Here is a 25,955-nt window from a genome sequence, read left to right as displayed (position 1 = left end):
TGATAGTATAATAATTAGGTTATTGGAGAACCTATAATTTTTTTAAATAAAATTCTAAAAAAGAAGGGTATGTTTATAGCATACTATTTAAGGGTACCTACGCTAAGATTTTATTTTACTAATTTTTTTACTGTTTTCTTAAGCAAAAAATACACGTACTTATCATACGATATTTTAGGCACTTGAAATACCTTTTTCATATACTTTATAAGCTGTTGCTCGGAGTATATGTGTACGTCAAAATCAATCTTCTTTAAGAAGTAGAACATTTTTTCAAAACCAAATCTTTTTTCGGTAGGAAGATGCCAGATCATATAATTTTCATCCCCTGGTTTTACATTTCTATATGCTGAAAAATCGGTCCACATTCTTTTTATATAGTCATTTGCTTGCCCTCCTTTATACCCGCATTTATAGTACAAATAACTTAGTACATGGGCTTCTTCATGCAAGCGCGGCATATTGTTCCTATGAAAATCTAATAATTTTTCCCAGGTAGGATAAAAAACCGACATTAATTTTTTAATAGATGCTATTGTTGCTCCCAGAAACTCACCTGCATGATAAACAGGAATAACGTCCATTTCGAAACCTTGCAACTTTTCAAAAATAGACTTCATATCACTTCTGCTGTTTCCATTTATTTTATACGTCGAACCATACCAGTCTATGGAGTATGTAATACATTCATTTGTGACAACAGAGGAAAAAAGATTATCGAGGTTTTTTGTGATCAGGCAATCTGAATCAAGTAAAACAAAAGCATCTTCATTGCTAAAGGCAGGGTGATCAGAAATAAACTTAAGAATTGAAAATTCGTAAAACTGATTGCTCCAGGTACCATAATAGCCTTTCGGCGTTTGATACTCAAATGGAGTAGTATAAAATTCTACATTTAATTTTTTGAACAGAATTTTGTAATCAACATTGTTTATCGTGGGAAATTCAGTAACATTTGAAAAAAATACTAACCTCAATGTTGGATTGAACTTTCTTGCGGTATACATAAACACGGCAACGCAACGCCAATAAATTGACTGAACAGAAACATCTGCGGAATTACCTTTTGAAGAAGGGAAGTATGTAGCCTTTTCAGGATCATCTATACATATCCAGGTTGCAAGAACATTTGACATTACTTTTACTTTATCTTTTTATTATTAATGGTGCTATGGTATTAAGGACTTTGTACTTTGCCCTTGTGTACAAAGAAAACTGTACTAGGAAAGCATTCACTATTTTTTTATCGATATACGGATCCCCAAAAATAAAATTCAGCTTTCCGGATTCGTCCAAACTCGTTTCATACCGGTTAAAATAGTCAAATGTGTGGGTAGCTCCATCTCCAAAACCTATGTTTTTTACTTTTGAAACACTAGGGTAAACACTATATAGATTATGCTTAAACTGATGATAACACCATCTTATCGCCCATGAATCCATTTTGCCATCCATCTGTTTTTTCAGCATCGACGACAAATCAGATCCCATTTTATTAAAATCTTTTTGTAGCGTTGAACTTTTTTTAAATTCGTCGTAATCTTTAACTTCCCAATCTACTTTTTCCCATTTCTCTTTCCATGTGCCCCATCCCCAGGAAGAGCCACGTTTTGTAAAATAAATATCTTTTTTATTATCCACTTTTAATTGATAGGAATAACCTGAAATTGAAAAAACCTGCTGATTAGTCTTATAATGCTCCAAGCCTTCATTCATATAAGACAAAAAGTTGGTAGATGTAAGCAAGTCATCTTCTAAAACAATAACCTTTCCATATTTATTTATTACTTGAGTAACCCCTGAGATAATAGAATTAGATAAGCCTTTATTTTTATCGGACTCATATATTTCTATATTTTTAAAACCAGTTATTGTCTTTAAAAACTTTCTAACCTCATTTATTTCAGTTACATCGCTAGAGGTTTTAGCGGCATCAGAGAAAACAAATAGTTCACTCTGCTTTGCTAAATAATTTTGTTGTAATGCTGCTACCGTTCTCGTTAACGTATCTAACCGTTTATAAGCAAACAATAAAATGGGTGCGAGGGTTATATTGCTCATTATTCAGTTGTCATCAAAACCGTTGATGGTCTTGACATTTTTTTCTTTTCATAAATTTTAATTGACATTACGTAAAATATCAAAACCCAGAAATCCTGAGAACTTGATAGGGAAGTGGAGAACATACCGAAAACGATCATTTGCAAGTACAAAATAATTAACCATGTAGACGGATGATTATTTTGTATTAGTTTATAAGATTTAGTCACACTTGCAAAGACTAAGACCATAAAAGGCAAACCTCCAACGATACCCGTTCCCATAAAAATTTCAAGAAAAAAGTTGTGCGGGTAAAGCCCCTTTCCCGCTCCATACGGTACTATATAATAGGCACCGAAAACAGGAGACTTAGCAATAATTCCTATTACATTTGTCCATATCTCTTCTCTTCCACTCGATTCCTTGTTTTCAACCATGCTGGTTAGCCTGACCGCGAGATTACTACCCATTGAAGTAAGTAAATCAAGAATGGGATTTAAAAATATAAATACTAATCCTGCGACGACACAAAGTATAATTATTGCATTTAGACTACCTAACCGCGCCATAAAATAAAAACTCATTACCACTACAAGTACCACTACCGGAGACCTTGACCCGGCCTTTGCAATTGAAATCATGCCGATAGCAAACGTCACTAGAAATAAAAGCCGTAACCAGAGCTTTTTATAACTAATTATTCCAAATAGTGAGATGAGTGACAAAGTACATCCCATTTGACCATAGCCTATAGAATTAACGGTTGAATTAGCATCATATCTTACATTGGTAGTATCTAATGTAAGATTTTCAATAGCAAAAAAATAAGATAGTATTAATCCTATTGTTAAGGTGGCAACGAAAAACCAAAACGATTTTTCCGATGCCAAATCGGGGTAATAACGGAATGACAACATGAGGATTATTATTACAGAAAAACCTGCAAAATCCATTAATCCGGTATTTCCTTTACTAACGGCAAGAGGATCTAAAAAGACGTCGATAAATATATTAACCCCATATATCAGATAAACAATGATGATTAAAGTTTCCCATCGGGAAAAACTGAACAAAATTCTTTTAGTCTTTAAAATAACCCATATTGCCAGTAAAACTTTTACCCCCCAATATCCCAATCTTGCTATCATAGGATCAAAATGCAAGATATCAGGAATAAAAGTAATCAGCAGAAATATTGAAAAGAAGTTAACTGAAAAGTGGAATATTTCCTTATATGTTTTTAATGTGAACATCTTCTAATTTAATAAAATCAATTTGCTAAAATTTGCTGCGCTATACTCCTCCATCAGCATTTTACTGTCGTAGGCATATTTTGATGGATTTGACAACACTTGATTTATTGCTTCTTTTATCGCTGCAGGGTTCAATGGGTCTACGACAATTCCTATCTTGTTCTCTTTAACAATTTTTCCTAACAATCCCTTGTTAGGTGCAATTACATTTTTGTTGTAGCTAATAGCGTGCCCTAACACACTGCTTGCGCTATAAAAATTTCTATAGGGCATCAAAACAAGATCACAGCTTTTAAATAATGGTTCTCTTTCTTCTGCATTTACAAACGTGTCATTGTAACTAATGCTTATTTCGTCTTTATATTTTTCGATATGTGGTATGTATTCATCTCGCATTTCAGTACCAATTTTTCCTGCAATGACTAAATGAACTTTTTTCTTTATTTCGGATGGAAGTAGCCTTAAGGCATCTATTATATTAATTAAATTTTTACGATAATCAATACTTCCAAATACCAGCAAATTTTTGTTATTGTTTTTAATGCCGTATTTGTCAATTATATTCTTAAAATTATCAGAAGCGCCGTTGTTGACATTTTCTATAGGATCTGGTAAGTTGTAAAAAACAGGCTTTATTTTCTTGTTCATTATATTCACAGTATTTTTATCATTGAGAATAAAAATTTTGCGAATGTTTGAGTTTAAAAGCACAGCAAATTTTTGCAGGAGAAAATTTTTAAAAACCTTTTTTATATAAAAAGAAAATCCTCCTTTTATTTCCTCAAAATGTACGTACGGCTGAAATAATATTCCTTTAACCGTTAAATTAAATTTTTTGAATTTTGGAGAAGATACGAGTATTAAGTTGCTATCTATATCCATAAAAATTATTTCCCCTATATTTCCTCGCCTGCTAATTATTTGACTTACTATATTCCATTCCCAAAAACTTTTTGAAATGTAATTTCGAGGGTGTTTGTTTATTTCTATAAATTCAACGGAGTAATTTGACGACGAAATTAATTCACCTAATAATGATCTTAATCGTTCATTCAGTATAAATATATATTTTCCGTGCAGATCAGGTCTTGAATTTATAAATCTCATTAAATGAGCAATGTATTCACTCCGATGTCCTGTAAACCAGGTTTCTAATACAACTGACATCTTGTTGTTATTATCCATTTTCATAATTTTCTAGCAGCTCAATAAATTTATTTACCTCAAAAAAATATTTCTCAACACTTTTCAATACCTTTTCGTCTTTATTCCACCATTCTATTTTTTGTAATTTTTCTATAATTTCCGGTTCGAATCGATATTTAATGATCTTTATTGGTGTGCCTACCGCTATTGCATATGGTGGAATATCTTTGCTTACAACTGCTCCTGCACCTATAATTGCACCATTGCCTATGGTAACACCGTCTAATACGGTAACATTAGCTCCTATAAAAACGTCGTTACCTATAGTTATTTTCTTTCGTTCTTCTATTTTGTCATTTTTACTATACGAAAAACCAGCCTGCATTTGTGTAGAATAAAAAACAGGACTGGTAGAAATTCCATTTATAGGATGAATACCATAGCCACAAAAAAAATTCGGTCCAATAGAACAGAATTTACCTATTTCTGTAAAAGAGACTCTTGAATTTGTTGATACATATGTTCCCAATTTAATGGTGGCATGATGTATTTTATATGGTTTAATAATTTTAGTCTTTTTGTCAATCTCACTTTTATCTGCACTTGCAATAAATCCATCTATATAAATTTTTCCGGTAAAACATGCTTTTATTAATCCGATTACTTTATTTAGGAAATACATTTTAATTCGGTGTTGATAGAATATTATTTATCTTTTTATTTTTTTTAAAAATCTAAATTTTAAAACATTAATAAGTTGTTGGGATGGAACTTCTTTTATATCGTATAAAGTTCTTTTTGCCTCTAACTTATTTTTTTTGAGTTTATTGTTAGCAATAGCTTCAGTATCATAAAGGAATATTTCACAACCAGGAATAGAAAATATTATATTTAACTCGTGTGGCCTTAGTTCTAAGGCAAAAGATTTAACTACTTTAAAGTTTTCAACTTCGCAAGTCAGCCAAAATCTTCTTTTTTCTCTATTCTTTTTTTTTCCATACAAGTCGATACATATCTCGCCATCTTCAATACCAGGAAAAGACGCTATATCATTTCGTTCAAAGAAAACGTCGTACTTGCAGGAGGCAGTGTCAAATGCGGGAAGATCGTAATGTGCTTTTCTTCCTGTTAAAAGAGGTACCTGAAAGTTTGTATTTTCACCTTTCAGATGCACACCCAGATCACTGTGATTAGTAGATAATGAAACGTATGGGTAAACAAAATATTTGTGTTGGTCGAAACAATACCAAATATGGTACTTGAGCCAAGACTTATCAGACCAGCTCCTTACATTATCAGGTAAGTTTTTATCAAATTCATCGTTTTTATGCGCTAGATACCATTCCTTAAATTCGGCCCACATTCTTTTAGACCAAACCTGCCCCCACGACTGAGCATTTTGAGAAAAATATACGTCGTAACCGTTCGCCGCGGGAGTAAAAGATCTTGCAGCTATTGAATTCCACTGAAAAGCATATAAAGATATGCCTGCAATATTTTTGTCTTTATCATACATCTCGAGTGTTTGAAGAGCGTAATCGTAAAAGTATGGAGATACAACTATGTCATCTTCTAAAACTATTACGGCCTCATACAACTCTGACCAATCACCGCAGCTTAGCACATGTGCCTTAAGCCCTAAATTTTTTTTATGTTCAATTATTTTCTTACATCCATGTTCCCAATTAAAACCCTCTGCGATCTTTACTACATCTTTATGAAGCAGGGTGTCTTGATAGTCTATGCTAATAATTAATGTTATGTCAGCGCACGTAAAAGTTGAATTAGATAAAAATGTGAGTAATCTACTTAACGAGGCCGGACGATTATATGTAACAACGACAATAGCTGGTTTCAATGCAATAGAATTTAAAAACAGAGGATGTTTATTTATTAGATTTAAACAGTTTACTAATTTCAGTTATTGTGTGTCTGGTAAAGACTTTAATTAAAAAAATAACCGGAAGGTCTAATGCTGTTTCTTTCATGGTTTTCCTGATATATTCAGGTATGATTCCTTTTTCAAAAAACACCTTAGCAATTGTTGAATATCTCAACATGGTTATATAAATAAACATATCTGCGGCCTGGTTCAGTTCTTTTGTAAGTTTTCCTTCTGATTTTAAATATTCTTTTATTTCTGTACGTAAATGAAGGTTGTTATCGAGAATTTCAACAATTCTCTTATCATTTTTGCTATTCGAAATCGAATTTACATTCATATGTATGATTGTTAAAGGCGTTGGGCAAAAGCTAACGCGAGCATTTTTTTTTAACAATCTGAATAACAAATCATATTCCTGGGAAGAACTTTTACTTTCATTCCATCCACCTACCTCCAGTAAATTCTTTTTCTTCCACAGGTTAGCAGATGTTATACCTAGTTTTGATGTTAAAAGTCCTTTCCAAATATTACTGCTTTCAGCAGAGCGAATACTTGTAACTATTTCTCCTTCAACTACTTTATATACATAACTATCTCCAACTACAATATCTGCATTAGACTTTTCTGCAAGTTTTATCTGGCGTTCTATTTTATCGGGCAGAAGTTCGTCATCTGAATCTAAAAATTGAATCCATTCGCCTTTTGCCTCCAATAATCCTTTATTTCTTGCTGCAGGAGCTCCCTTCTTGTGTTCGTGCAATACTTTAATTATTGATGGATAATTTTTTGAATATTCCTGAAGTATACTTAAAGTATTGTCAGAGGAATTATTGTCGACCAAAATTATCTCATACCCTGATCTCGCTTGTCTCATAGCACTCTCAACAGCCCTTCTTACAAATTTTTCACTATTAAAACAAGGTATGATTATAGAAAACATGAATAAGTTTCTTTATATGCAATATTAATTCTTAAGAAAGCAAAAGTTAGGAAAGAGTTTATTAAGGTTTTATTGTTATTGCCAACAGAGTGAATATTTAAATGCTGACAAATAGAATATTTTTTATAATCTTTCTACAAAATCAATTATTTTGTCAACATTGTTTGCTACTTTATCTGTTGAATCAATTCTTAAAAATGGTATATCCATATCTTCCAGGGCATCGTTGACAATTGCACGAATGTTATGATCTAGGTAAGTTATTTTTTCAAGCTGAGAAATTACTAATGATTTATGCATAGGTATTACTTTTTTCCTTTGCATAAGTCGTTTAGTATTTTCCTTTAAATCTGTTTCAATTGATATCACAGCATTTGGTAAAGGCATTATTTGCAATAAGTTTACAATTTCCTCTTTTTCATTTCCTACATACTCTCTGTTATACAGCCTGGTAGTTAGAAAATGAATCAATCCTTCATCTACAACGGCAATTTTATCACTATTTTGTTCTCTTAAGGTTTGAATTTTTTGTATTACTGTATAGATATATGATATTTTTTGAAATCTTAAATCTAAACCATTAAGGTTTTTTTTTTGAGTGCAATTGATGTTGTTCCAACAGGCATCCATATAATCAGGATATGATGCAATAAATCTTTCACCAGCTTCTATCATTGCAGCCATGTCAACTTTGCGCCGTCCTGTTGCTACCTGCCGTAGAAGATTTGAAATTAAGAAACCCCTTTCTTCTATCATTAATCTTTCTCTTGGGTATAAATAATATCCCGGCACCCAATTATATTTTTTATTCCTCCTTGCTCTTGCTTCCATCTCACGGTAAATGGTAGTTTTGCCAGCGCCAGGGGAACCTGTTATTTCAACAATTTTTGCCATTACATTTTATACAATTAATTGCTTGTTACTTATTTAAGATACTAAAGACCCTGTAAGGACACCATTCGTTTAAATTTTTCAGATTTTTCGAGCATAAAATCAAAATCACCTGAAATCGTTACATTTCCTTTATCTAATAAATAAATGGTATCTACATTTCTTATTGTAGATAAACGATGCGCAATTACAATCATTGTATAATGACCATGTAAATTTTCAATATTTTCTTGTATGATATGTTCTGTTTCGGAGTCCAAGGCCGAAGTCGCTTCGTCTAAGATTAATATCTCCACCTTTTTATACATTTCCCTGGCTATAGATATTCTTTGCTTTTGTCCTCCGGAAATTAATATACCATTATCTCCTAAACGCGTATTTTCTTTGTCCGGTTGATTGCTCACAAACTCCTCTAAAGAAGCCATTTTTATAATTTCCCAAAAACGTTGAACGTTTTCAGCTGTTGGCTCTGCCCAAAAGGTGACATTATTATAAATGTTATCATTAAAAATAACCGAATCTTGTGAAATATAACCGATTTTGCTTCTATAACTGTCAAGGTTATACTGTGTAAGGGGAATATTATCAATCAATACTCTTCCTGAGTCAGGAGAAATAAGCCCTATTATAATATTGGCGAGAGTCGTTTTACCCGACCCGCTTGCTCCAACTAAAGCAATTGTATGGTTTTTGGGAATGGTTATATTTACATTATTTAAAACTTTATTATTACCATAAGATAAGTCCGTATTCATTATACGTAGCTCTTTTTGTATGGTCTCAAACGTTTTAGCGCCCTGAACTTCACACTCCGTGGTCATGACTTCAGAAATATCTGCTACGGTACGCATTGCACCAGTGTTTTGAATGAAACTTTGCCACTGTGTCTGAAGGTTGACTAAAAAGCTAAGAGCCCGGTAAAATAGAATCAAACTAAGAATAATTGACCCCATATTTCCACCCATCCAATTTATTTGTATGTAAATCACAAAGACTACAATAAACAGAATCATTGGCTCTCGCAGGCCAGTAGTAATCGCCCCATAGTAGCCGGTTTTCCTATTAAGGTATTCTGTTTTATTAATTACGTCCTCAAGCTTACGCGAATACTTGCCAAGATAATTTGTTGACTTAAGGTATTTATAATAATTAATTGCCTGTATCATATAAGAGTTGAAGTCATGGCCTCTTTTCGAAATTTCAAAAGAAGCATTTTTCATTGCTTTGTAAATACGCCTGTACAGCAAGTTAGTGAGGCCGGCGCTAACTGCGACCAGTATCGCAAATTGATAATTTGCTAATAAAGCAAGTATTACATAAGTGGCGAGCATAAATAAAGATTGGCTATAGCTTAAATAAAACCTTACAGCCTGCGACATTCTTTGCACTTCAGCAATAAAAATATTCTGTATTTTACCTGCATCCAACTTAATAAATCCCTTATAAGAAAGTTTTTCTAATCCATCTACAAGTTTATGACGGACTCTCTTCATGAAAAATTGAATTACTACTGCCTGGTAATTCTGCTCTAAAAATTTAAAAACACCTTTTATAGAAAATAAAAGCACTAAGATTACCAAAACGGTATTTAAAGTTAAGGGGAAGCCCATTTTTGTAATGGCGTCAGTTACATAATGTAATTGGCCCATAGATTCTTTGGTAGAACCTGCATCTCCTGATACTGCCTTTAACAGAGGCATAAACATAGATAATCCCACTCCATCTAATAATGTAACCAGAATACTTAGGGAAATAGCTATTAGCAGTTTTTTACCAACAATACTATAGTAAAACTTGAAATAGCCGATGAAATTATTTTGAAATTTAAGTTGCATTATTTAAAATTGACGAACGATTTAATTAGTATGAAATATATTTAATTTAAGTATTTTTAAAGCACGAAGATAAATAAGATACATTACATGCGTGATGATTGTATTACTCTTTTTAGTTTTCTGTGTATTTAAGAAATTTATTCCTAACCTTTTGGTTTTAAAAAAGTTTCTTTATTGGCTTTTATACAATTTTACTTAACGCTGAAGAACAACTATTAGTATCAAAAGTTTTAGGAAAACGATTTAGGATTTAAATAATGATATTATAAAATTCTAAATCGCACACATGGCGGGCAATGTTAATGGCGGGTAGTTTCTTCTATTGAGTTAACTTATCTTATCTATATTCGACTTATTATTTATTATTTAGGTGCTAAGATTAATATTCTTATTGCTTCGCCCAATAATTTTTTAAAGAATTATTGAATTCTGAAACTTTATTAAATAATCTATTAAATTTTAAATGTTCTTCGTTTAATACCTCTTTCGGAGATATTATTCTCACATTTGACATCTCCACTTCGGCACTTATTACATAACCTAAAGAGGGAAGGCAAATATTTGCTTTCATATTTTTAATTGTAATTAGCGGAGCGTCCTGTTCTGTATCAGCAATATCGGTTAAACTAACAAGGTCAGGTTTGACTGCCGTTTTTTCTATATTTACATTTGTATACTCATTTAGAAAAAGCTTAATAGCCTTTATTTCTACATTTTTAATACAAACTGGTTTACCCATCCAATACACTAAGTTTACTACTCCGTTTATCTTTTTTAGTTCAGGATGTTGTAATTCCGTAGATTTTACGAACACATAACCCTTAAACAAAGGCGCTTCTTTTGTTTTGTCATTTTTGGTCCATTTGCCTGATACATTGTTGAAAGGAACATAATTTTCGATTTTTTTCCTTGTCAAAATATCTGATACTTTTTTTTCTAAACCGGTTTTAGTATAGACTACGTACCATTTCATGTCCATATTAGTTCGTTTTTGGCTTTAAAAATTTTAGTTTTTTCAAGACAAGCAATGACAGCTCAATTAGATGAGTTGCAATTTTTGTTTAATAGAAAATGGTAATAGTGGGCCTAATATAGAATTTGGATTTCTCTTATACTTAAACTTTTGGAATATTCATAAGTTTAATAGTACGCTAGAAAAAGTGTAAAACACAAAAACATATTCATTAAACTTATAATTCAATTGAGTTTCATAAAATTAATTAAATTATGGGTATTTCAAACCTTTAAATTACAGCTTTTTCATATATCTAGTATCTTTAAACTCTTAATTCTTTTTTTAATATTACTATTTCCAGGATAATTTCAGTTGTGCTTCAAACACCTGGTCTTTTTAATTTCTTTATGCATTTACCAATTACTATACCTAATTTCTCCTCAGTCGATTTTATCCAAATATTTTTCTTTATTGTAAAAAAAATATTCGTTTTCGCCGCGTTGATCTATTTTCTTTTGTATAGTACAATCCGCAAGCTTTTCAAAATCTCACCGCCTAAAATCTTTTGACTTTGGCTCACATGCATGGAACAGTAAAAATTGTAAATGCTTCAAATTATAGATGCGGTTAACATCTTAGAGGATGCACGCTACTTAATTTTCTATTACAATTTTGCCAAAAATCTACAAAAAGAGGGAGAAGTTTTGGATCAATTTAAAACATAACGGTGATTTAATGTATGAGCGGTCGAAGCAGTTGATAGATGTTAACCAAAAGTAATTTAACCTCTTTCTTATAGTTAATGTGGGAGATGAATGAATAAGGCGGCTTTAGACCTTCGCAATTGTAAAAGGCAAAAGTGGCATATGAATTTTCCGGATATTTAATTTCAATTTTGAATCCTGGAGAAATGTTATTTCATCAAGCATTCAGCTTTTAACTGTTGATTTTTTTCTTCCTGTGTGAATTTAAGGTTTGCTTTAATGCCCAATACTAGCCTCAATTCGTGCTAACATAAAACCTGCGAAATGGTCGCCACTTCGCAGGTTTTCTACTTAACAGTTAGTTTTTTATAAATTTCAACGCTTGTTTTACATGTCTCGTTTCAATTTGCAAAACGTAGACTCCTGATCGCAAAAGTTCTACATTTATCTCAAAGTCTGTTTTTGATGGACCGCTATATTTGAAAGTATTATGTACAATACCTTTCATGTCAACTATTCTCATCAAAATAAATTCTGCAGGTTTAGAAAGCGTTACTACAAATTTATTATTTACAGGATTCGGAGTGAGTCTTGCATGAGTACGGTCGAAATCTTCTAAACGTTTAGATACTTTTGCCATCGTTATTGTAGCTTCCGTTACCGTAACAGTTATTTCTTCCTCAGAGTATAAAGCCGTAGAGTCATTATTGGTAGATCTTACTTTAAAGGTGTAGACACCTGGCGCAGAAGATTTCCATGTAAACACTCCGGTAGTTGCATCAATTGCTGCTCCCCCTGGAGCATTTATCAATGAAAAGTGCATCGTCGTACCGGTGCCGTTTGAAGCAATAGCTTTGAAGGTAAGTGTGCTATTTTCTGCAATAGATTTATTACCGATAAGAGTAAGTACAGGGGCGGCTACCGCTGGCTTAATCGAAATATTAATTTTTGCAGGAGCTGAAGCCAAACAACCCAGGCTAACAGAAAACATAAATGAATCTTTGCCTGAAAAATTTGCCTTGGGTGTATACGTCCTGCTGGCCCCAGAGCCAGTTAATGTGCCATTCTTTGGAGGTACTGTAATGCTAAAGTTTAATTTAGATGCTCCTGAGCCAGACAACGTAATAATTTTATTAGTGTTTGCATTGATGGTAATATTTTGAGGTTTTGAAACCAATTTATTAACAACTGTAATAATTAAACTCCCAAAAGGATTGCCGCCGTCTGTTGTTATTTTTAGCTGCCTCAGCACGCGATATACTCCGGTTGAAGTCACTTTGAAGATCGTGCCTGCGTTATTGGTTCCTCCCGCACTTGTAAGGCCATAAAAATTACCATCACTGCCTATAAGAAGATTGCCTTTAGGAGCTGTGCCGTCAGGCGCTGGATTCAACTGTTTCAGCACCTTAAAAGAGCCGGTAGAAGACACCTTGAAAATCGTACCGCCGTTAAAACTGCCGCCACTGCTGGTGGTACCATAAAAGTTGCCATCGCTACTTTCTACAAGACTTCCAGACGGAAGACCTCCATCCGTTGTGCTTACAAATGTGTGTAATGATGTAAATGTGCCTGCCGAGGTTATTTTAAAGATGCGTCCACTGTTTTTTGTAAGGCCATAAAAATTACCGTCTTTGCCTTGTATAAGATTTCCCTCAGGATTACCTCCGTCAGTATTTACAGACAAATGCCGCAAAACTTTAAATGTTCCTGTAAGGCTAATTTTGAAAATTGTACCTGCATTCATTGCTCCTCCAATGCTCGTTACTCCATAAAGGGATCCATCTTTACCCTGTACCAGGCTACCCTGTGGAGAACCTCCGTCAGTAGCACTCTTTAAGTTGCGTAAGACCGTGTAAGCTCCTGATGTTTTTATTCTGAAAATTGTACCATTGCCATTAGTTCCACCTGTAGTTGTCATGCCATACAAATTTCCATCGGTAGCTTGTATAAGGCTGCCTTTTGGAGAGCCTCCATCAATGTTTTTATTAAAAGAATACAATACCGTTGTACTACCGCCGCATATTTTTATGATGTTTCCAGAATTATTTTTACCACCGCTGCTGGTAGTGCCATAATAAGCACTGTCTTTCCCCTTTAAAAAGGTTTCAAAAGGAGCTGTGCCCACTGATGCTGCAAAACTTGTTACAACAGAGAATCCACTCCCTGAACTTTTAATTGTAAAAGCTGTACCCTTACCTTGTGAACCACCAGTAGACGTCAAACCCATAAGAACATCCTGCGCTATTGCTGCATTTGATGCTGTAAAAGATGCAGCCATATGAGGAGAATGTGGAATACACCAATATTTATAAACACCAGGTACCGTTACTTTATAGTCAAAAGTGGTATTAAAGGAATTAATAGGAGAATTCCAGGTAGCTGCACCTGCAGGAAGAGAATTTCCGGGTCCCTGGCTGCCTGGGTCACAGGTGGTGGTGTGACTTCCATCGCCCCATACCCACCGCACCGTATCACCAACCAAAACATTACTAATATTAGAAGGGGTAAACGCAAAATTTGCAACAGTTACTACGTGAATAGTTGCATTAGCCAGTACAGAAAATAATAAGAGGCTAAGTGAAAGCACCACGATTTTGTTCAGAAAAAGATGCTTTTGCAATAGGGACAATAGGGATGAAATAAATGCTGAAGGAACAGTTATTAATTTAAATGAGTATTTCATAAAACAGGTTTTAAGGGTTTTGGTATAGAATTACGGAGTGTGCTTTTATTATTTATTTCTTTTATAAGCCGAATAGTTGTTTTTAACCTTCTATAGAATCTGGGAAAAAAGATTTTTACCTCATAGAGTGCGAATCTTTGCATTTAATAAATCTATTGATAAATAAAAAACATGGTGCTTTACATAATAAAAGAAAATGGACGGTTAGTTATAGTTTGTAATCAAAAGTGTATTATAGGGCAGCACTATTATTTCTGCATTTTGAATCTATGTAACCTATTTCGTTACGGAAGTACTTATTATTCTTTTCAATTATATAAAATTATATAATTGGGGCGCATTTTTTATATAAATTTCTTACTACATTTAAAGGTAAATTAAACGAAGCTTGAGATGCAAGGTTGCCTGTAAACAAACTTTTATTTCAACTGCTAGGTAAAAAGTAGTAGGGCAACTGCTTTAGAAATGAAAAAAGAGTTTCAAAACATTTGAAACTCTTTTTTCATTTCTACTATTTCCACTATTTCTATGAAAATAGATTATTTTAAAATCATATCTCATTTCATGGCAAACAATTCAATATCTTTTATTTTCGAAGGAAACCATACCGTCATTTCACCTTTTCCTCTGTGTGCCCACGCATAATAAGGTATTGCTGTAAACGTTTGTTTTGAAGTGCTGAGGCCGTTTCCATTATCAGTAATTTTTATTGCAGGCACTTCCGCTTTTAATTCCATTACACCGTTTAGCAGGTTTGGCTTAAATTCGGTAGTAAATGAAGTACTCGGAGGTATAATTAAATTGCTTGTTTTGCCATTATTGTCTACCCATTCTGCGCAGTAAATAAGGGGGCCTCTCTGCAATGCTACTTTTCCATTGTCAGCTTTTACTTTTTCATTTGCAACCACGGTTCTTACTTCCATAGGTAAGTTTACCACTACTACATCATTCTTTTTCCAAACTCTGTTTATTACTGCGTAACCCTTTTGCATAGTATATTCTACAGGTTTTCCATTTAAAGTAATGGTGGGTTTTTTATCAGAAACAGTACTGAATGAATACAGGTCAGAAGCAATTGCTTCATTTTGCGCCCAACCGGGAATGCGTATCATAAGGTTAAATGCATCTGAGGTCTTCGGATTAATATTAAAAGTTAGACCGCCATCCCACGGGTAATTATTTTGTTGAATAATCTGAACAGGCTTTTTATTAATAGTGACATCTGTACTGCCATTAATAAAAAGATTTACATAAAAATCTGAACCATTTTGTGCATACACATAGCCAGGAACAGATGGAATAAGCCTTACTACATTGGTGGGGCAGCAGGAACAGGGAAACCACCCCGAACGCTCCGGCTCCATACTGTTGTGAGAAAAACTGTTATGTATTTGCATGGCATTTGTATAAAAGAACGATTTACCATCCATACCTACACCGGATATTAGCCCATTATAAAGGGTTTTCTCCAAAACGTCGATATACTTAGCATCTCCATGCAGGTAAAACATACGTGAGTTAAAATATACATTGGCGATAGCTGCACAAGTTTCATTATAAGCTGTGTTATTGGGCAATTCATAATTGTCGCCAAAACGTTCTCCGTCTGGTACAGCGCCGACTCCCCCCTGCACATATATCTTTTTGCTTACTTCATTGTTCCATATTTTATCTATAGCATTTAGTAATTTTTCATCGCCGGTCAGTGCTGCTACATCTGCCATTGCAGAATATAAATACCCCGCGCGAACCGCATGTCCTATTGCCTCATCCTGTTGGGTTACAGGTATATGATCCTGCCAGTAAGAACCATTTTTCCATGGATCTTTACTTGTCGAGTCATAACCATTAAAATGACCTCTTTCTTCTATGAAGAATTTTGCTGTGTTCAAATATTCTTTCTTGCCTGTTATACGGTAAAGCTTTACCAGTCCCATTTCTATCACTTCGTGTCCGGGTGCAACTTTTAGCTTGTCAGGACCAAAAACAGAGCAGACCAAATCAGCATTTTTTAAGGCAATATTTAATAAATTCTTTTTTCCTGTAGCTAAAAAATGAGCGGCAGCTGCTTCATACAAATGACCTGCATTATAAAGCTCATGGCTCTGTTCACGTTCTTTTGACCACCGAACTTTTCCTGACCAGGCATGGGGATGCTGCGGATCGATTGTACGTGCTGTGTATAAATAGCCATCTGGTTCCTGTGCTTTACCAACTTTTTCGATCAATGTATCAATATACTTTTCTAACTTGGGGTCAGGGTAAAGGCTGAGGGAAAAGGAAGCTCCCTCAATAGTCTTATAGATATCTGTATCATCGAAAGGAAAAATGGTACAAAACTTACCTGTATGCACTGCTGCCATTTCGAAATTTTTAACCCGTCCTGTTGATTCACAGCGCGCAAATGACGCAGGAATGGTAACCAGTTGATTGGTTTTTATTCTTGGAAGCCAAAAATTATCCGTCAGTTTTACTTTGGTGAAAGGAACAGCCTGTATAGGATAATCTGTTTTCTGAGCGAACAAACTGCCAGCTATAAAGAGAGAGAAGGAAAGAATCGTTTTTTTCATACTAAAATTGTTTATAGAATATATCAAATGAACCTGTAATTTATCTTATGGTTAAAGCTGCGTTGTCCTTTATTTTCTCAATTACAAAACCACCAACTTTTCCCCCCTGGCCCAAGCCCTCGTCAACTGCGTCCATAAAGTGAATTCCTCCATAAAATCGGGATACACCTGCCTCCAATGCAGCTTGATTAAACGATTGAAAATGACGTGGCGGGATACCAAACCTAAGTTCAGAACTGTCTGTAAAAGAAAAATTATTTCCAAAAAAGTTCTTTAAGATTTCTGCTGAAGCAGCAGAAATAACCGAATGCCCGCTTAAATATTCTGGAAAAGGTGGTGTCTGCAAAAGAGGTGTCCATCCGTGATCAATATATTTACGTATCGCAGTTTCAGGACGAATCCTGTTACTTCGATACTTCTCGTCCCAGCAACATATGAAAGCATCCATTAAGGTGGCGGCAACTACTGTGTGAATAAAAACTGATTTTTCATAAGAGATGTTTTCTCTTTTGCATGCGTTTCCTGTTATCAGCAACCAGTGTGCACCCGGAGAAATCTTTTTTATACCTATTTGCAAATGCCCGTCTTCTTGTACTGCGAAGGGATTGCAATCCCAAAACGAAGCAATTCTCCTTTGCTCGCCTGTTAGTGTATTTCCCGTCTTGTAGACATCATTCATTAGATTGTAAAATGCAGTGCCCTTGTTTTTATTGAACGCCGTAGGCAGCAAAGGTTTGAATCTCGAAATCGAATCTAATATAAAAGGTCGTATTTTATTAAAGTACGGTTCTACTGCGCTAAAAAAAGCGGGTGGGGTAGGGTACCAGCATCCTTCATCTTGCTTTGGGGTATAACGGGGGTAATCACTGATGTTTCTGTAACCGTCTGCTCTTGCATATTTTAAAATTTCGTTACCTACATACGCTCCATATCTGTTTGAGGCATCTATAACTTCAGCCGGTATTCCTTTAGATAAACAGACTTGTCGCAGGTTGTATTTATTGCTGTCTAATAACTTGCCTGATGGCTGCATTTTGCCTGCAACTTCAAGCATTGCAAAAAGTGAAGCTAATTTATAGTCGAAGTTTTTAATACTGTCAGGTTTATCAATTTTTGGATATTGATTAAATATGTTATACATACTTTTTGCCGCTGGATTATTTTCAGAAATTACTTCGTAACCAGCTAGGTAAGTGTAAGCAAAAAAACGGGCAGCAAGAGGTGGATTAGTTATGTCGTGCAACATTAAGTTACACATACTATTGGTGATGTTTATAATGTCGTCAACATTACTCTCGAACTTCACCTTCTTCTTGTTGCATGAAACAAAAAAGCAGAAGAACAGAAATAATGAAAACAATAAACGACAATATTTCATCTACTTATAAATTTAAAAATCTCGCCTTGTTACTGACGCATTAAGATTAGCTTTTGTTAAAGGAAAAAAAAGACTAAAATTTAAAGATGTAATTAAAGTTGCTGGACTGAACCGTCAAATAATAAAATTATTTCATGGTTAATACATTTTTTGGATATATTATTAATTTTTACTACTGTTCATTTTACTTTAACGCCTTCATCTTTAAAAGCTCCTTTTGGTGTTATGCGTAAGACTTCTCGCGTTTTAATATCTTCTCAATTTCATTCCAAATATTATTTGATACCTCGTCTAAAGAAAGATTGCCATTTGTAATAAAAATGTTTTCTTCAAGCTTCAGTTTGTCAAAGGCCTCAAAGTACTTTTCTCTTACATTCTGAAGATTTTCCAAAGTTTCGTACAATTCTATGATGCTTCTATTATTATTTAGTCTTTCCATGGAAGTTTCCGGAAGTACATCTATAAAAATATTTATATCGGGTCTTAAAATTTCTGCACTCATGGCATTTGCATTTATAACCCAATCCATATTCATATGTGTTCCATGGTAGGCATAAGAAGAAAAGTAATAACGGTCGGTAATTACTGTGTAGCCTTCTTCAATTTTCTTCACTATACCATTTACTTCATTTAAAAGGTGATCTAATCTGTCTGCTACAAACAAACCTGCAATTGTTTTATGATCACAATTAATTCTTCCTTTCATTATGTTCCTGATAATAGAACCAATAGGGCTGTCAGTAGGTTCAAAAGTTGTATAGACTTTATGTCCCATGCTTATTAGCCTTTGAGATAAAAGTTTCGCCTGGGTGCTCTTTCCGCTTCCATCAATGCCTTCCAGTGCTATAAATAAGTTTTCACGCATCTATATTAAATATTACTAATAATTTCTCAAATTTAAATCTAAAGTTACTGTTTTCCTTCCTGGAAGATCTTTCGCTTTTGTTTTCAAAATAATTCCGCCGGGTGGTTTTAAAGAAATTAGAAAGACTTTACCATTTTTATAGGAATAATTATCTTCCTCCGGGCGGGCAATGTTCCTGTAAATATTTGGTAAATGACATTGACAAATGAGATCGTGTGCCTTCTCCCTCACTAATACTGTGCGTACGGTTAGGATAGCTTAACATTTCGAAGTACTTATTATATTTTACCAGTTCGTTCACCAGCATTTCTGTGCCCTGGTAGTGGACATTATCGTCTCCTGTGCCATGTATAACCAACAAATTGCCACGGAGATCTTTGGCGTGTGAAAGGGCAGACGCGTTCACATAATCTGCTAAGTTCTCTTCGCGTAAACCCATATAACGTTCCTCGTAAATATTGTCGTATAGCAACCTGTTGGCAACAGGAGCTATAGCTATGCCAGTTTTGTAAATTTCAGGGTATTGAAACAGCAGATTTAACGTAGTTGAACCGCCCCCGCTCCATCCCCAAACTGCTATGCGACTGGTATCCACAAACTGCCAGTCCATAATTTTTTTTGCTGCCATAGCCTGGTCGCGAATATTAATTATACCTACTTTACGATAAATAGCTTTACGCCATTCAGCTCCTTTAGGTGCAGGAGTGCCACGACCATCGAGGCTAATTTGTATATAGCCATCGGCGGCAATGTCCCCTTCGTATAAACGTGTGCCTGCAATACCTGCCGCATCTTTTACTGTTGTACCTGCCGGCTCTGTATAAACATAAAATAAAACAGGATATTTTTTAGTACTGTCAAAATTTGTTGGTTTTATCATCCATCCGTCCATAGTTACATTATCATCGGTGGTTACCTGGAACATTTCCGGAGCCGGCGTTTGTTCATCACCTTTTGTAGACTTGTCTGTTACCCGGATACTTGAATAACCAGGGAGACTAACCCAATCTGATACAAATTCATTTTTTATATTCGAAAAATTGTGACTGGCATATAAACTTCCCGGTGAAATATTATAAGAATGTGATCCCTGTTGTGCCGATGGTGACACCATTTCTAACTCCTGGTTGCCATTAAGAGCAATTTTGTATAAATATTTCTGAGTGGCATTATTTGGTGAAGCCGTAAAATACACCATGCCGTTCTTTTCATCAATTCCATCCACGCTCATAATATCGTAATTACCCTTTGTAATTTTCGTTTCTTTACCATCGCGGGTAACCCGGTAAATGTGGCGCCAGCCATCTTTTTCAGACACCCATAAAAATTCTTTCCCGTTGTTTATCCATTCCCAACCCGTTGGGTCTTCGCTCCAACGTGCTTTTACATCTATCCACGCTTTGTCGTTTTCTGTGTAAATTGCCTTTGATGAGCCGGTAACCGCATTGCATAAAAAGATTTTTGCCTCATTTTGTTTCCTGTTTAACTGTTCAAGTATTATTTCTGTATTGTTGGCCGCCCATTCCATGCGGGGAATATAATGCTGTTGGGGATCGCCAGGAAGATTGACCCAGGTAGTTTTGCCTGTTGATATATTTACAACACCCGCTTTTGCAGGTGATGGGTTTTGACCCACTTTAGGATACTCGACAGGGATGGTAAAGGAGTAGAGAGAGTCTGTATTGTCTATAAGCAGGAAGTTTTTAATTTTCCTAGCATCTACTTGCCAGTACGCGATATTCCTGCTGTTATTACTCCACCTGAAACCATCTCTGCAACTAAACTCTTCTTCATAAGCCCAATCAAAAGTACCATTGATTAGCCTTGATGTGCCGTCTTTTGTTAAGCGTCGAATTTTATCAGTTGCAAGATCTTCCACATAGACATTATGTTCACTTACATAGGCAGCTTTTGTACCATCGGGTGATATTTTGGCAAACATTAGCGAAGATGCCGGCCTTCCTTTGCCCAGTTGCTTTAATGTGTTAGTCGCTGTATTTAGCACCCAGTAATCGCCTCTTGTATCCCGGCGCCACACCTTTTTGCTATTTGTGAAAATCAATATTTTTTTTTCGTTTCCACTAAATGAAAAACTTCTGACTTTAATTGCTTTGTTTTGTCCTTTAGGAATTAATTTAACTGTGTCAAGTACCACTGTTTTTTGAAACGAGGGGAGCTGATATTGTACAATTGCATTGTTTTCGAGCTCATAATAACTATCCCCATTTTTAGACCATTGAATATCTTCTGAAAATTGACATCTTGCTGAAAATGAAACACAAAAAAGAATAACAGTAAAAAGAGAAAATAACTTCATAAAACACATTTATTACTTATAAGGCGTGAAATTTAGACAATACTATTAAAAATTAGAGAATAAGGAAGTGAAAAGGAAAGAGTTTTCGATAGAATGAATTTTTATAACAACAGTTTTGGAAATGGTAAAATAGGATTGCTGATATTCTTTAATTTGAAAGAATGTCAATAAAAAAGATAGATTACATTATACTCATGTTGATCTTTTATTTAGCTATCAGGATTTTAACAGAGAAAAGACAATTGCCGCTATAGCCGCACCTATAAATGGCCCCATAATGGGTACCCATGCGTACTTCCAGTTGCTGCTGCTCTTTTGTTTTATAGGCAACAACGCATGTATAATGCGCGGACCAAAATCTCTTACCGGATTGATGGCATAACCTGTAGTGCCGCCTAATGAAAGGCCGATCGCCCAAACAAGAAATGCGACGGGTATTGCTCCTAATGAGCCCAGGCCGATAGGAGTTTTTGGATTAGATATTTCAGCACCGGTAAAATAAAAAATAACAAAAACTAACACAAAGGTTCCAACAATCTCACTAAGTAAATTAAATAAGAGGTTTTTAATTGCAGGTGAAGTGCTGAACACGGCAAGCAATGTATCAGGGTCTTCTGTGCATCGAAAATGATCGATATATACAAGCCAAACAAGAAACGAACCCAACATAGCGCCAAGAAACTGCGCTAAAACGTAGCCTCCGACTTTTGCCCAACTAAATTTTCCGACCATAGCAAGGGCAATAGTAACAGCGGGATTAAGATGTGCTCCGCTAAAAGGACCTGCAATTACAACTCCTACAAATACAGCCAATGCCCATCCTGTGGTAATTACCATCCAACCGGCGTTGCTGCCTTTTGTTCCTTTTAATACTACGTTTGCTACTACGCCATTGCCCAGTAAAATAACAAACATTGTCCCAATGAGTTCGGCCGAAAATTCGCTCATAAATGTTTTTTGTATTTAATATATTTTAGAATTAAAACTCTCCGTGAAATTGCGGAAATTCTGTTGTAAAACATTTAGAAATATTAAATTAGAAATCAAATGAACGATTTGGTCCAAATAAAGAAGAAAAAAAGTATTTGGCAGAAGTACCGAAGACGGATAAAACTTCTGCCAAACACTTAAAAGCTCTGTGATTCTGTAAGTAATGGTATTTGGAAATGCGAAAGCTGAACATAGGATTGCCGACAAAGTAATTGGCAGGCAACAGTTACCAATGAAAACCGAAGCTGGTATCAGTAATAATTATTTTTGAACTTTTTTTAAAAAGACAAATAATTAGCACAGGTTATTTCAACGCTTTAATGATCGGAACAAATTCGTCAGCAATCAGAGATGAACCGCCCACAAGACCTCCATCTACATCAGGTTTTCCAAATATGTCTTTAGCATTTGATGCCTTTACGCTGCCACCATATAAAATAGATATGCCGTCAGCAACAGCTTCCCCATATTTACGGCCAATCTGTGTGCGTATATGCGCATGCATCTCCTGGGCCTGGTCACTGCTAGCTGTTTTTCCTGTACCTATTGCCCAAATTGGTTCATAAGCAATAATAACTTTTTGAATTTCCTCAGCAGATAAGCTGAAAAGACTTTCTTCTAATTGCCTGGTCACGAAATCATTTTGTTGATTTACTTCTCTCACAGGTAAAGCCTCACCACAGCAAAAAATAGGAGTAATATTTTCTTCAAGACAAATTTTTACTTTATCGGCAAGAAACTGGTTACTCTCATTGAAGTATTCACGTCTTTCGCTATGACCAATGACGGCGTAATTAACATTGATGCTTTTCAGCATTGTTACAGATAGCTCACCAGTAAATGCTCCTGATTTTTTTGAATATACATTTTGTGCTGCTACAAAAACATTAGAAGTGTTGGCTATTTTTTCGTTTGCCACTGTAAGATAGCATGCTGGTACAGCAAAAATAACTTTCCTGTTTTCTCCTATGTTATCAGTCTGCTTCAAAATATTATCCAAAAGTGTTTGGGCTTCCTGGAGCGTCAGGTTCATTTTCCAGTTTGCTGCTGCAATTTGTGTTCTCATGTTAATAGATGTTTCTGCTGTTATTTTATTTGGTATAATTTTCAAAGATATGTTTCAAAATTTTTGTTTCCGGCTCACGCAGAATTTTATTCTTCATCTTTTTCCAGTTTGAAATATCTTTTACTGCTTTTTCAAATTCGTACTGATTTTGTCCATCGGCTCCCCATGAAAAATCGTTGATAAATTTTGGCGTTAGTCCTTCGCCAAATACATTGCAGCAAACGCCTATTACAGTGCCGGTATTTATAGATGTATTGATCGAAGTTCTGGAATAATCTCCCATTATTACACCGCATTTGATTCCAGCGGGCACATAGCTGTTTTCATAATAATTCCACGCATTTACTTCTCCGCCAGTATTCTTAACATTGCTGTTAGATGTGCCGGCGCCGAGGTTACACCATTCACCAATAACACTGTCTCCGAGGTAACCATCATGAGCTTTGTTGCTGTAACCGCTCATTACACTATTTTTTATTTCGCCGCCGGCTGTACAGTAAGGCCCAATAGTAGTAGCTCCATATATTTTTGAACCCATTTTCAACACAGCACCTTCACCTAAAGAAAAAGGGCCGCGAATGAAACAACCTTCCATTATCGTAGTGTCTTTACCAATATAAATGGGCCCTGAAGATGCATTGAGGTTGGTATAACTAATTTGCGCTCCATCTTCAATAAATATTTGAGAGGATCTGGTTACATGAACTGAATCATTAAGATTGTTAGATATTCTTCCTTTTGTAAGTAATTTAAAATCTAACTGAATCATTTCTTCATTCCATTGAAAAATCTGGTAAGGAAACATCAGGCGTTTAACGGCAGTTACAGAAGAAACTTCATTAAAAAGTGCAGATACTCCGTGTATTGATGGAAATGTATCAATTGAAGCTTTGCCGGCTATAAGCCCGTTTTTATCTCTTATACCTTCACCTTCAGGAAGATTATTTATTCTTTGTATTAATTCGTAAGAGGGGATAATGCATGCATCAATAAAAACATAATCATCTGCTGGTATTGCTTCATAAAGAGGCAGAAGATACTCTTCTGTAAGCACAAAAACCCTGGCACCTGTCATCTTTTCCCATCGTTCTTTAATGGTTAAAATCCCCATTCTTATGTCAGCAACCGCTCGTGTTGTGGTAAGAGGAAATAGTCTTCTCCTGGCTTTTGTGTCGTACAAAATGAAATTCATAATGTAGAAGGCAAAGGTGAAAGGTTTATAAAAGGGTTACGGTGAAAGCGCCTTGGCTATTTCGTCTTTCCTGTCTCCACGGCTTACTCCTAATCATATACAGTCGTTTATTGCAGATTGCGTCTTCTTATTTTGCTCACTCTTCTTTTAACTTAAACAGGCTATCAACAAATTCATTTTTGTCAAAAACAAGTAAGTCTTCCATTTTTTCTCCTACGCCGATAAACTTAACCGGAATTTTAAACTGGTTAGCAATAGCGAGTACAACGCCACCTTTTGCAGTGCCATCCAACTTTGTAATGGCAATAGCAGTAACATCTGTTGCAGCAGTAAATTGTTTGGCTTGTTCAACTGCATTTTGCCCGGTTGAACCATCAAGAACTAACATAACTTCGTGCGGCGCATCAGGAATAACTTTTTGGATAACACGTTTTATTTTTCCAAGCTCGTCCATTAAATGTGCTTTGTTATGTAAGCGGCCTGCAGTATCTATTATCACAACATCGCTTCCTCTTGAGACACCACTTTGTACTGTATCAAAAGCTACAGCGCTGGGGTCGCTACCCATAGGCTGCTTTACAATAGGAACATTTGTTCTTTCACTCCAAATCGTTAACTGGTCAACCGCTGCTGCCCGGAAGGTATCAGCCGCGCCAAGCAAAACTTTCTTACCTGCTTTTGTAAAATTGTATGCAAGTTTACCAATAGTAGTCGTTTTTCCTACACCGTTTACACCCACGACTAATATCACATATGGCTTTTTACCAGATGGAGTGGTAAAATCTTTATAACTATTTTCAGGTGAATCAACCAGTACCTCTCTAATTTCAGCGTGTAAAATACTATTTAATTCACTGGTGTTAACATATTTGTCTCTTGCTACCCTGTCTTCTATACGCTTTATAATTTCAATGGTTGTGTCTAATCCTACATCAGCGGTTATCAATGCTTCTTCCAGGGTATCCAGCACTTCTTCATCTACCGTACTTTTGCCTGCAATTGCTTTTGTTATTTTTGTAAAAAAATTTTCATTCGTTTTTTGCAGGCCCTCATCAAGTGTTTCTTTTTCTTTTTTACCAAAAAGTTTTCCAAAAAAGCTCATACTACGTAAGTTTATATAGTTAATAGCGTAGGTATTTGTTCAATAGATTTACTAATGTACAAGTGTGCGACGCAACAAATGATGAATAAAGGTTTGACAGCCAGTAACCAAAATAGTCTTTTTTTTTAAAATCTAAACGGCTG

The 25,955-nt window shown here is 35.1% G+C and carries 19 protein-coding genes; all 19 read right to left on the bottom strand.

The window, feature by feature from the left end; all coding sequences use genetic code 11:
* Positions 1 to 110: 110 nt before the first annotated feature.
* Positions 111 to 1,136, bottom strand: coding sequence for a hypothetical protein (locus tag B154_RS0109915; protein WP_018613829.1), 1,026 nt, complete (start codon positions 1,134 to 1,136; stop codon positions 111 to 113).
* A 10-nt stretch (positions 1,137 to 1,146) separates the two neighbouring features.
* Positions 1,147 to 2,061, bottom strand: coding sequence for a glycosyltransferase (locus B154_RS0109910; protein WP_018613828.1), 915 nt, complete (start codon positions 2,059 to 2,061; stop codon positions 1,147 to 1,149).
* Positions 2,061 to 3,293, bottom strand: coding sequence for an O-antigen ligase family protein (locus B154_RS0109905; RefSeq protein WP_018613827.1), 1,233 nt, complete (start codon positions 3,291 to 3,293; stop codon positions 2,061 to 2,063). Before B154_RS0109905 ends, B154_RS0109910 begins: the two co-directional genes overlap by 1 nt.
* Before the next feature lie 3 nt (positions 3,294 to 3,296).
* Positions 3,297 to 4,478: a glycosyltransferase family 4 protein gene (locus B154_RS0109900; RefSeq protein ID WP_169337655.1), complete on the bottom strand. Its 1,182-nt coding sequence runs from the start codon at positions 4,476 to 4,478 to the stop codon at positions 3,297 to 3,299.
* On the bottom strand, positions 4,471 to 5,121 hold the full coding sequence (locus tag B154_RS0109895; RefSeq protein WP_018613825.1) for a CatB-related O-acetyltransferase: 651 nt from the start codon (positions 5,119 to 5,121) through the stop codon (positions 4,471 to 4,473). Before B154_RS0109895 ends, B154_RS0109900 begins: the two co-directional genes overlap by 8 nt.
* 27 nt (positions 5,122 to 5,148) lie before the next feature.
* Entirely contained in the window at positions 5,149 to 6,297 is a 1,149-nt protein-coding gene (locus B154_RS0109890) for a glycosyltransferase family protein (protein ID WP_018613824.1), read from the bottom strand.
* Positions 6,298 to 6,325: 28 nt separating this feature from the next.
* Positions 6,326 to 7,264 (bottom strand): glycosyltransferase family 2 protein, encoded by a 939-nt coding sequence (locus B154_RS0109885; protein WP_018613823.1) that lies wholly within the window; start codon positions 7,262 to 7,264, stop codon positions 6,326 to 6,328.
* Between the two features lie 123 nt (positions 7,265 to 7,387).
* Positions 7,388 to 8,158 carry a DEAD/DEAH box helicase family protein gene (locus B154_RS0109880; RefSeq protein ID WP_018613822.1) on the bottom strand — a complete coding sequence of 257 codons (771 nt, stop codon included), beginning with the start codon at positions 8,156 to 8,158 and terminating at the stop codon, positions 7,388 to 7,390.
* A gap of 41 nt (positions 8,159 to 8,199) precedes the next feature.
* The gene (locus B154_RS0109875) at positions 8,200 to 9,990 is read right to left on the bottom strand and encodes an ABC transporter ATP-binding protein (protein WP_018613821.1); all 1,791 of its coding nucleotides are present in this window, start codon (positions 9,988 to 9,990) and stop codon (positions 8,200 to 8,202) included.
* A 388-nt stretch (positions 9,991 to 10,378) separates the two neighbouring features.
* Complete coding sequence (nusG, locus tag B154_RS28180; protein WP_169337654.1) at positions 10,379 to 10,963, bottom strand: transcription termination/antitermination protein NusG; 585 nt, start codon at positions 10,961 to 10,963, stop codon at positions 10,379 to 10,381.
* A 1,044-nt stretch (positions 10,964 to 12,007) separates the two neighbouring features.
* Entirely contained in the window at positions 12,008 to 14,332 is a 2,325-nt protein-coding gene (locus tag B154_RS0109860) for a choice-of-anchor tandem repeat GloVer-containing protein (protein ID WP_018613818.1), read from the bottom strand.
* A gap of 557 nt (positions 14,333 to 14,889) precedes the next feature.
* Positions 14,890 to 16,902 (bottom strand): glycoside hydrolase family 127 protein, encoded by a 2,013-nt coding sequence (locus tag B154_RS0109855; protein WP_018613817.1) that lies wholly within the window; start codon positions 16,900 to 16,902, stop codon positions 14,890 to 14,892.
* Between the two features lie 40 nt (positions 16,903 to 16,942).
* Positions 16,943 to 18,208, bottom strand: a complete 1,266-nt coding sequence (locus B154_RS0109850; protein ID WP_245542577.1) for a vanadium-dependent haloperoxidase — start codon at positions 18,206 to 18,208, stop codon at positions 16,943 to 16,945.
* A gap of 295 nt (positions 18,209 to 18,503) precedes the next feature.
* Positions 18,504 to 19,145 carry a dTMP kinase gene (gene tmk, locus B154_RS0109845; RefSeq protein ID WP_018613815.1) on the bottom strand — a complete coding sequence of 214 codons (642 nt, stop codon included), beginning with the start codon at positions 19,143 to 19,145 and terminating at the stop codon, positions 18,504 to 18,506.
* A gap of 148 nt (positions 19,146 to 19,293) precedes the next feature.
* Positions 19,294 to 21,462 (bottom strand): S9 family peptidase, encoded by a 2,169-nt coding sequence (locus B154_RS0109840; RefSeq protein ID WP_018613814.1) that lies wholly within the window; start codon positions 21,460 to 21,462, stop codon positions 19,294 to 19,296.
* Between the two features lie 216 nt (positions 21,463 to 21,678).
* Complete coding sequence (locus B154_RS0109835) at positions 21,679 to 22,410, bottom strand: MIP/aquaporin family protein (protein WP_018613813.1); 732 nt, start codon at positions 22,408 to 22,410, stop codon at positions 21,679 to 21,681.
* Between the two features lie 346 nt (positions 22,411 to 22,756).
* Positions 22,757 to 23,518 (bottom strand): triose-phosphate isomerase, encoded by a 762-nt coding sequence (tpiA, locus tag B154_RS0109825; RefSeq protein ID WP_026260087.1) that lies wholly within the window; start codon positions 23,516 to 23,518, stop codon positions 22,757 to 22,759.
* Positions 23,519 to 23,543: 25 nt separating this feature from the next.
* Positions 23,544 to 24,710: a putative sugar nucleotidyl transferase gene (locus B154_RS0109820; RefSeq protein WP_018613810.1), complete on the bottom strand. Its 1,167-nt coding sequence runs from the start codon at positions 24,708 to 24,710 to the stop codon at positions 23,544 to 23,546.
* Between the two features lie 136 nt (positions 24,711 to 24,846).
* The gene (ftsY, locus tag B154_RS0109815) at positions 24,847 to 25,812 is read right to left on the bottom strand and encodes a signal recognition particle-docking protein FtsY (protein WP_018613809.1); all 966 of its coding nucleotides are present in this window, start codon (positions 25,810 to 25,812) and stop codon (positions 24,847 to 24,849) included.
* Between the last annotated feature and the right edge of the window lie 143 nt (positions 25,813 to 25,955).

The sequence above is a fragment of the Segetibacter koreensis DSM 18137 genome, assembly GCF_000374045.1.
GTDB classification, from domain to species: Bacteria; Bacteroidota; Bacteroidia; order Chitinophagales; family Chitinophagaceae; genus Segetibacter; species Segetibacter koreensis.
Note: the sequence above shows the minus strand (reverse complement) of the source record. Positions and strands in the feature narration are given on the sequence as shown.

Excerpts from the sequence above, each read along its gene's own strand:
- B154_RS0109900 (WP_169337655.1), bottom strand. The coding sequence starts at position 4,478 with ATGGATAATAACAACAAGATGTCAGTTGTATTAGAAACCTGGTTTACA.
- B154_RS0109820 (WP_018613810.1), bottom strand. The coding sequence starts at position 24,710 with ATGAATTTCATTTTGTACGACACAAAAGCCAGGAGAAGACTATTTCCT.
- B154_RS0109885 (WP_018613823.1), bottom strand. The coding sequence starts at position 7,264 with ATGTTTTCTATAATCATACCTTGTTTTAATAGTGAAAAATTTGTAAGA.
- nusG (WP_169337654.1), bottom strand. The coding sequence starts at position 10,963 with ATGAAATGGTACGTAGTCTATACTAAAACCGGTTTAGAAAAAAAAGTA.
- B154_RS0109855 (WP_018613817.1), bottom strand. The coding sequence starts at position 16,902 with ATGAAAAAAACGATTCTTTCCTTCTCTCTCTTTATAGCTGGCAGTTTG.
- B154_RS0109880 (WP_018613822.1), bottom strand. The coding sequence starts at position 8,158 with ATGGCAAAAATTGTTGAAATAACAGGTTCCCCTGGCGCTGGCAAAACT.
- B154_RS0109910 (WP_018613828.1), bottom strand. The coding sequence starts at position 2,061 with ATGAGCAATATAACCCTCGCACCCATTTTATTGTTTGCTTATAAACGG.
- B154_RS0109875 (WP_018613821.1), bottom strand. The coding sequence starts at position 9,990 with ATGCAACTTAAATTTCAAAATAATTTCATCGGCTATTTCAAGTTTTAC.
- tpiA (WP_026260087.1), bottom strand. The coding sequence starts at position 23,518 with ATGAGAACACAAATTGCAGCAGCAAACTGGAAAATGAACCTGACGCTC.
- B154_RS0109840 (WP_018613814.1), bottom strand. The coding sequence starts at position 21,462 with ATGAAGTTATTTTCTCTTTTTACTGTTATTCTTTTTTGTGTTTCATTT.
- tmk (WP_018613815.1), bottom strand. The coding sequence starts at position 19,145 with ATGCGTGAAAACTTATTTATAGCACTGGAAGGCATTGATGGAAGCGGA.
- B154_RS0109915 (WP_018613829.1), bottom strand. The coding sequence starts at position 1,136 with ATGTCAAATGTTCTTGCAACCTGGATATGTATAGATGATCCTGAAAAG.
- B154_RS0109895 (WP_018613825.1), bottom strand. The coding sequence starts at position 5,121 with ATGTATTTCCTAAATAAAGTAATCGGATTAATAAAAGCATGTTTTACC.
- B154_RS0109835 (WP_018613813.1), bottom strand. The coding sequence starts at position 22,410 with ATGAGCGAATTTTCGGCCGAACTCATTGGGACAATGTTTGTTATTTTA.
- B154_RS0109905 (WP_018613827.1), bottom strand. The coding sequence starts at position 3,293 with ATGTTCACATTAAAAACATATAAGGAAATATTCCACTTTTCAGTTAAC.
- ftsY (WP_018613809.1), bottom strand. The coding sequence starts at position 25,812 with ATGAGCTTTTTTGGAAAACTTTTTGGTAAAAAAGAAAAAGAAACACTT.
- B154_RS0109860 (WP_018613818.1), bottom strand. The coding sequence starts at position 14,332 with ATGAAATACTCATTTAAATTAATAACTGTTCCTTCAGCATTTATTTCA.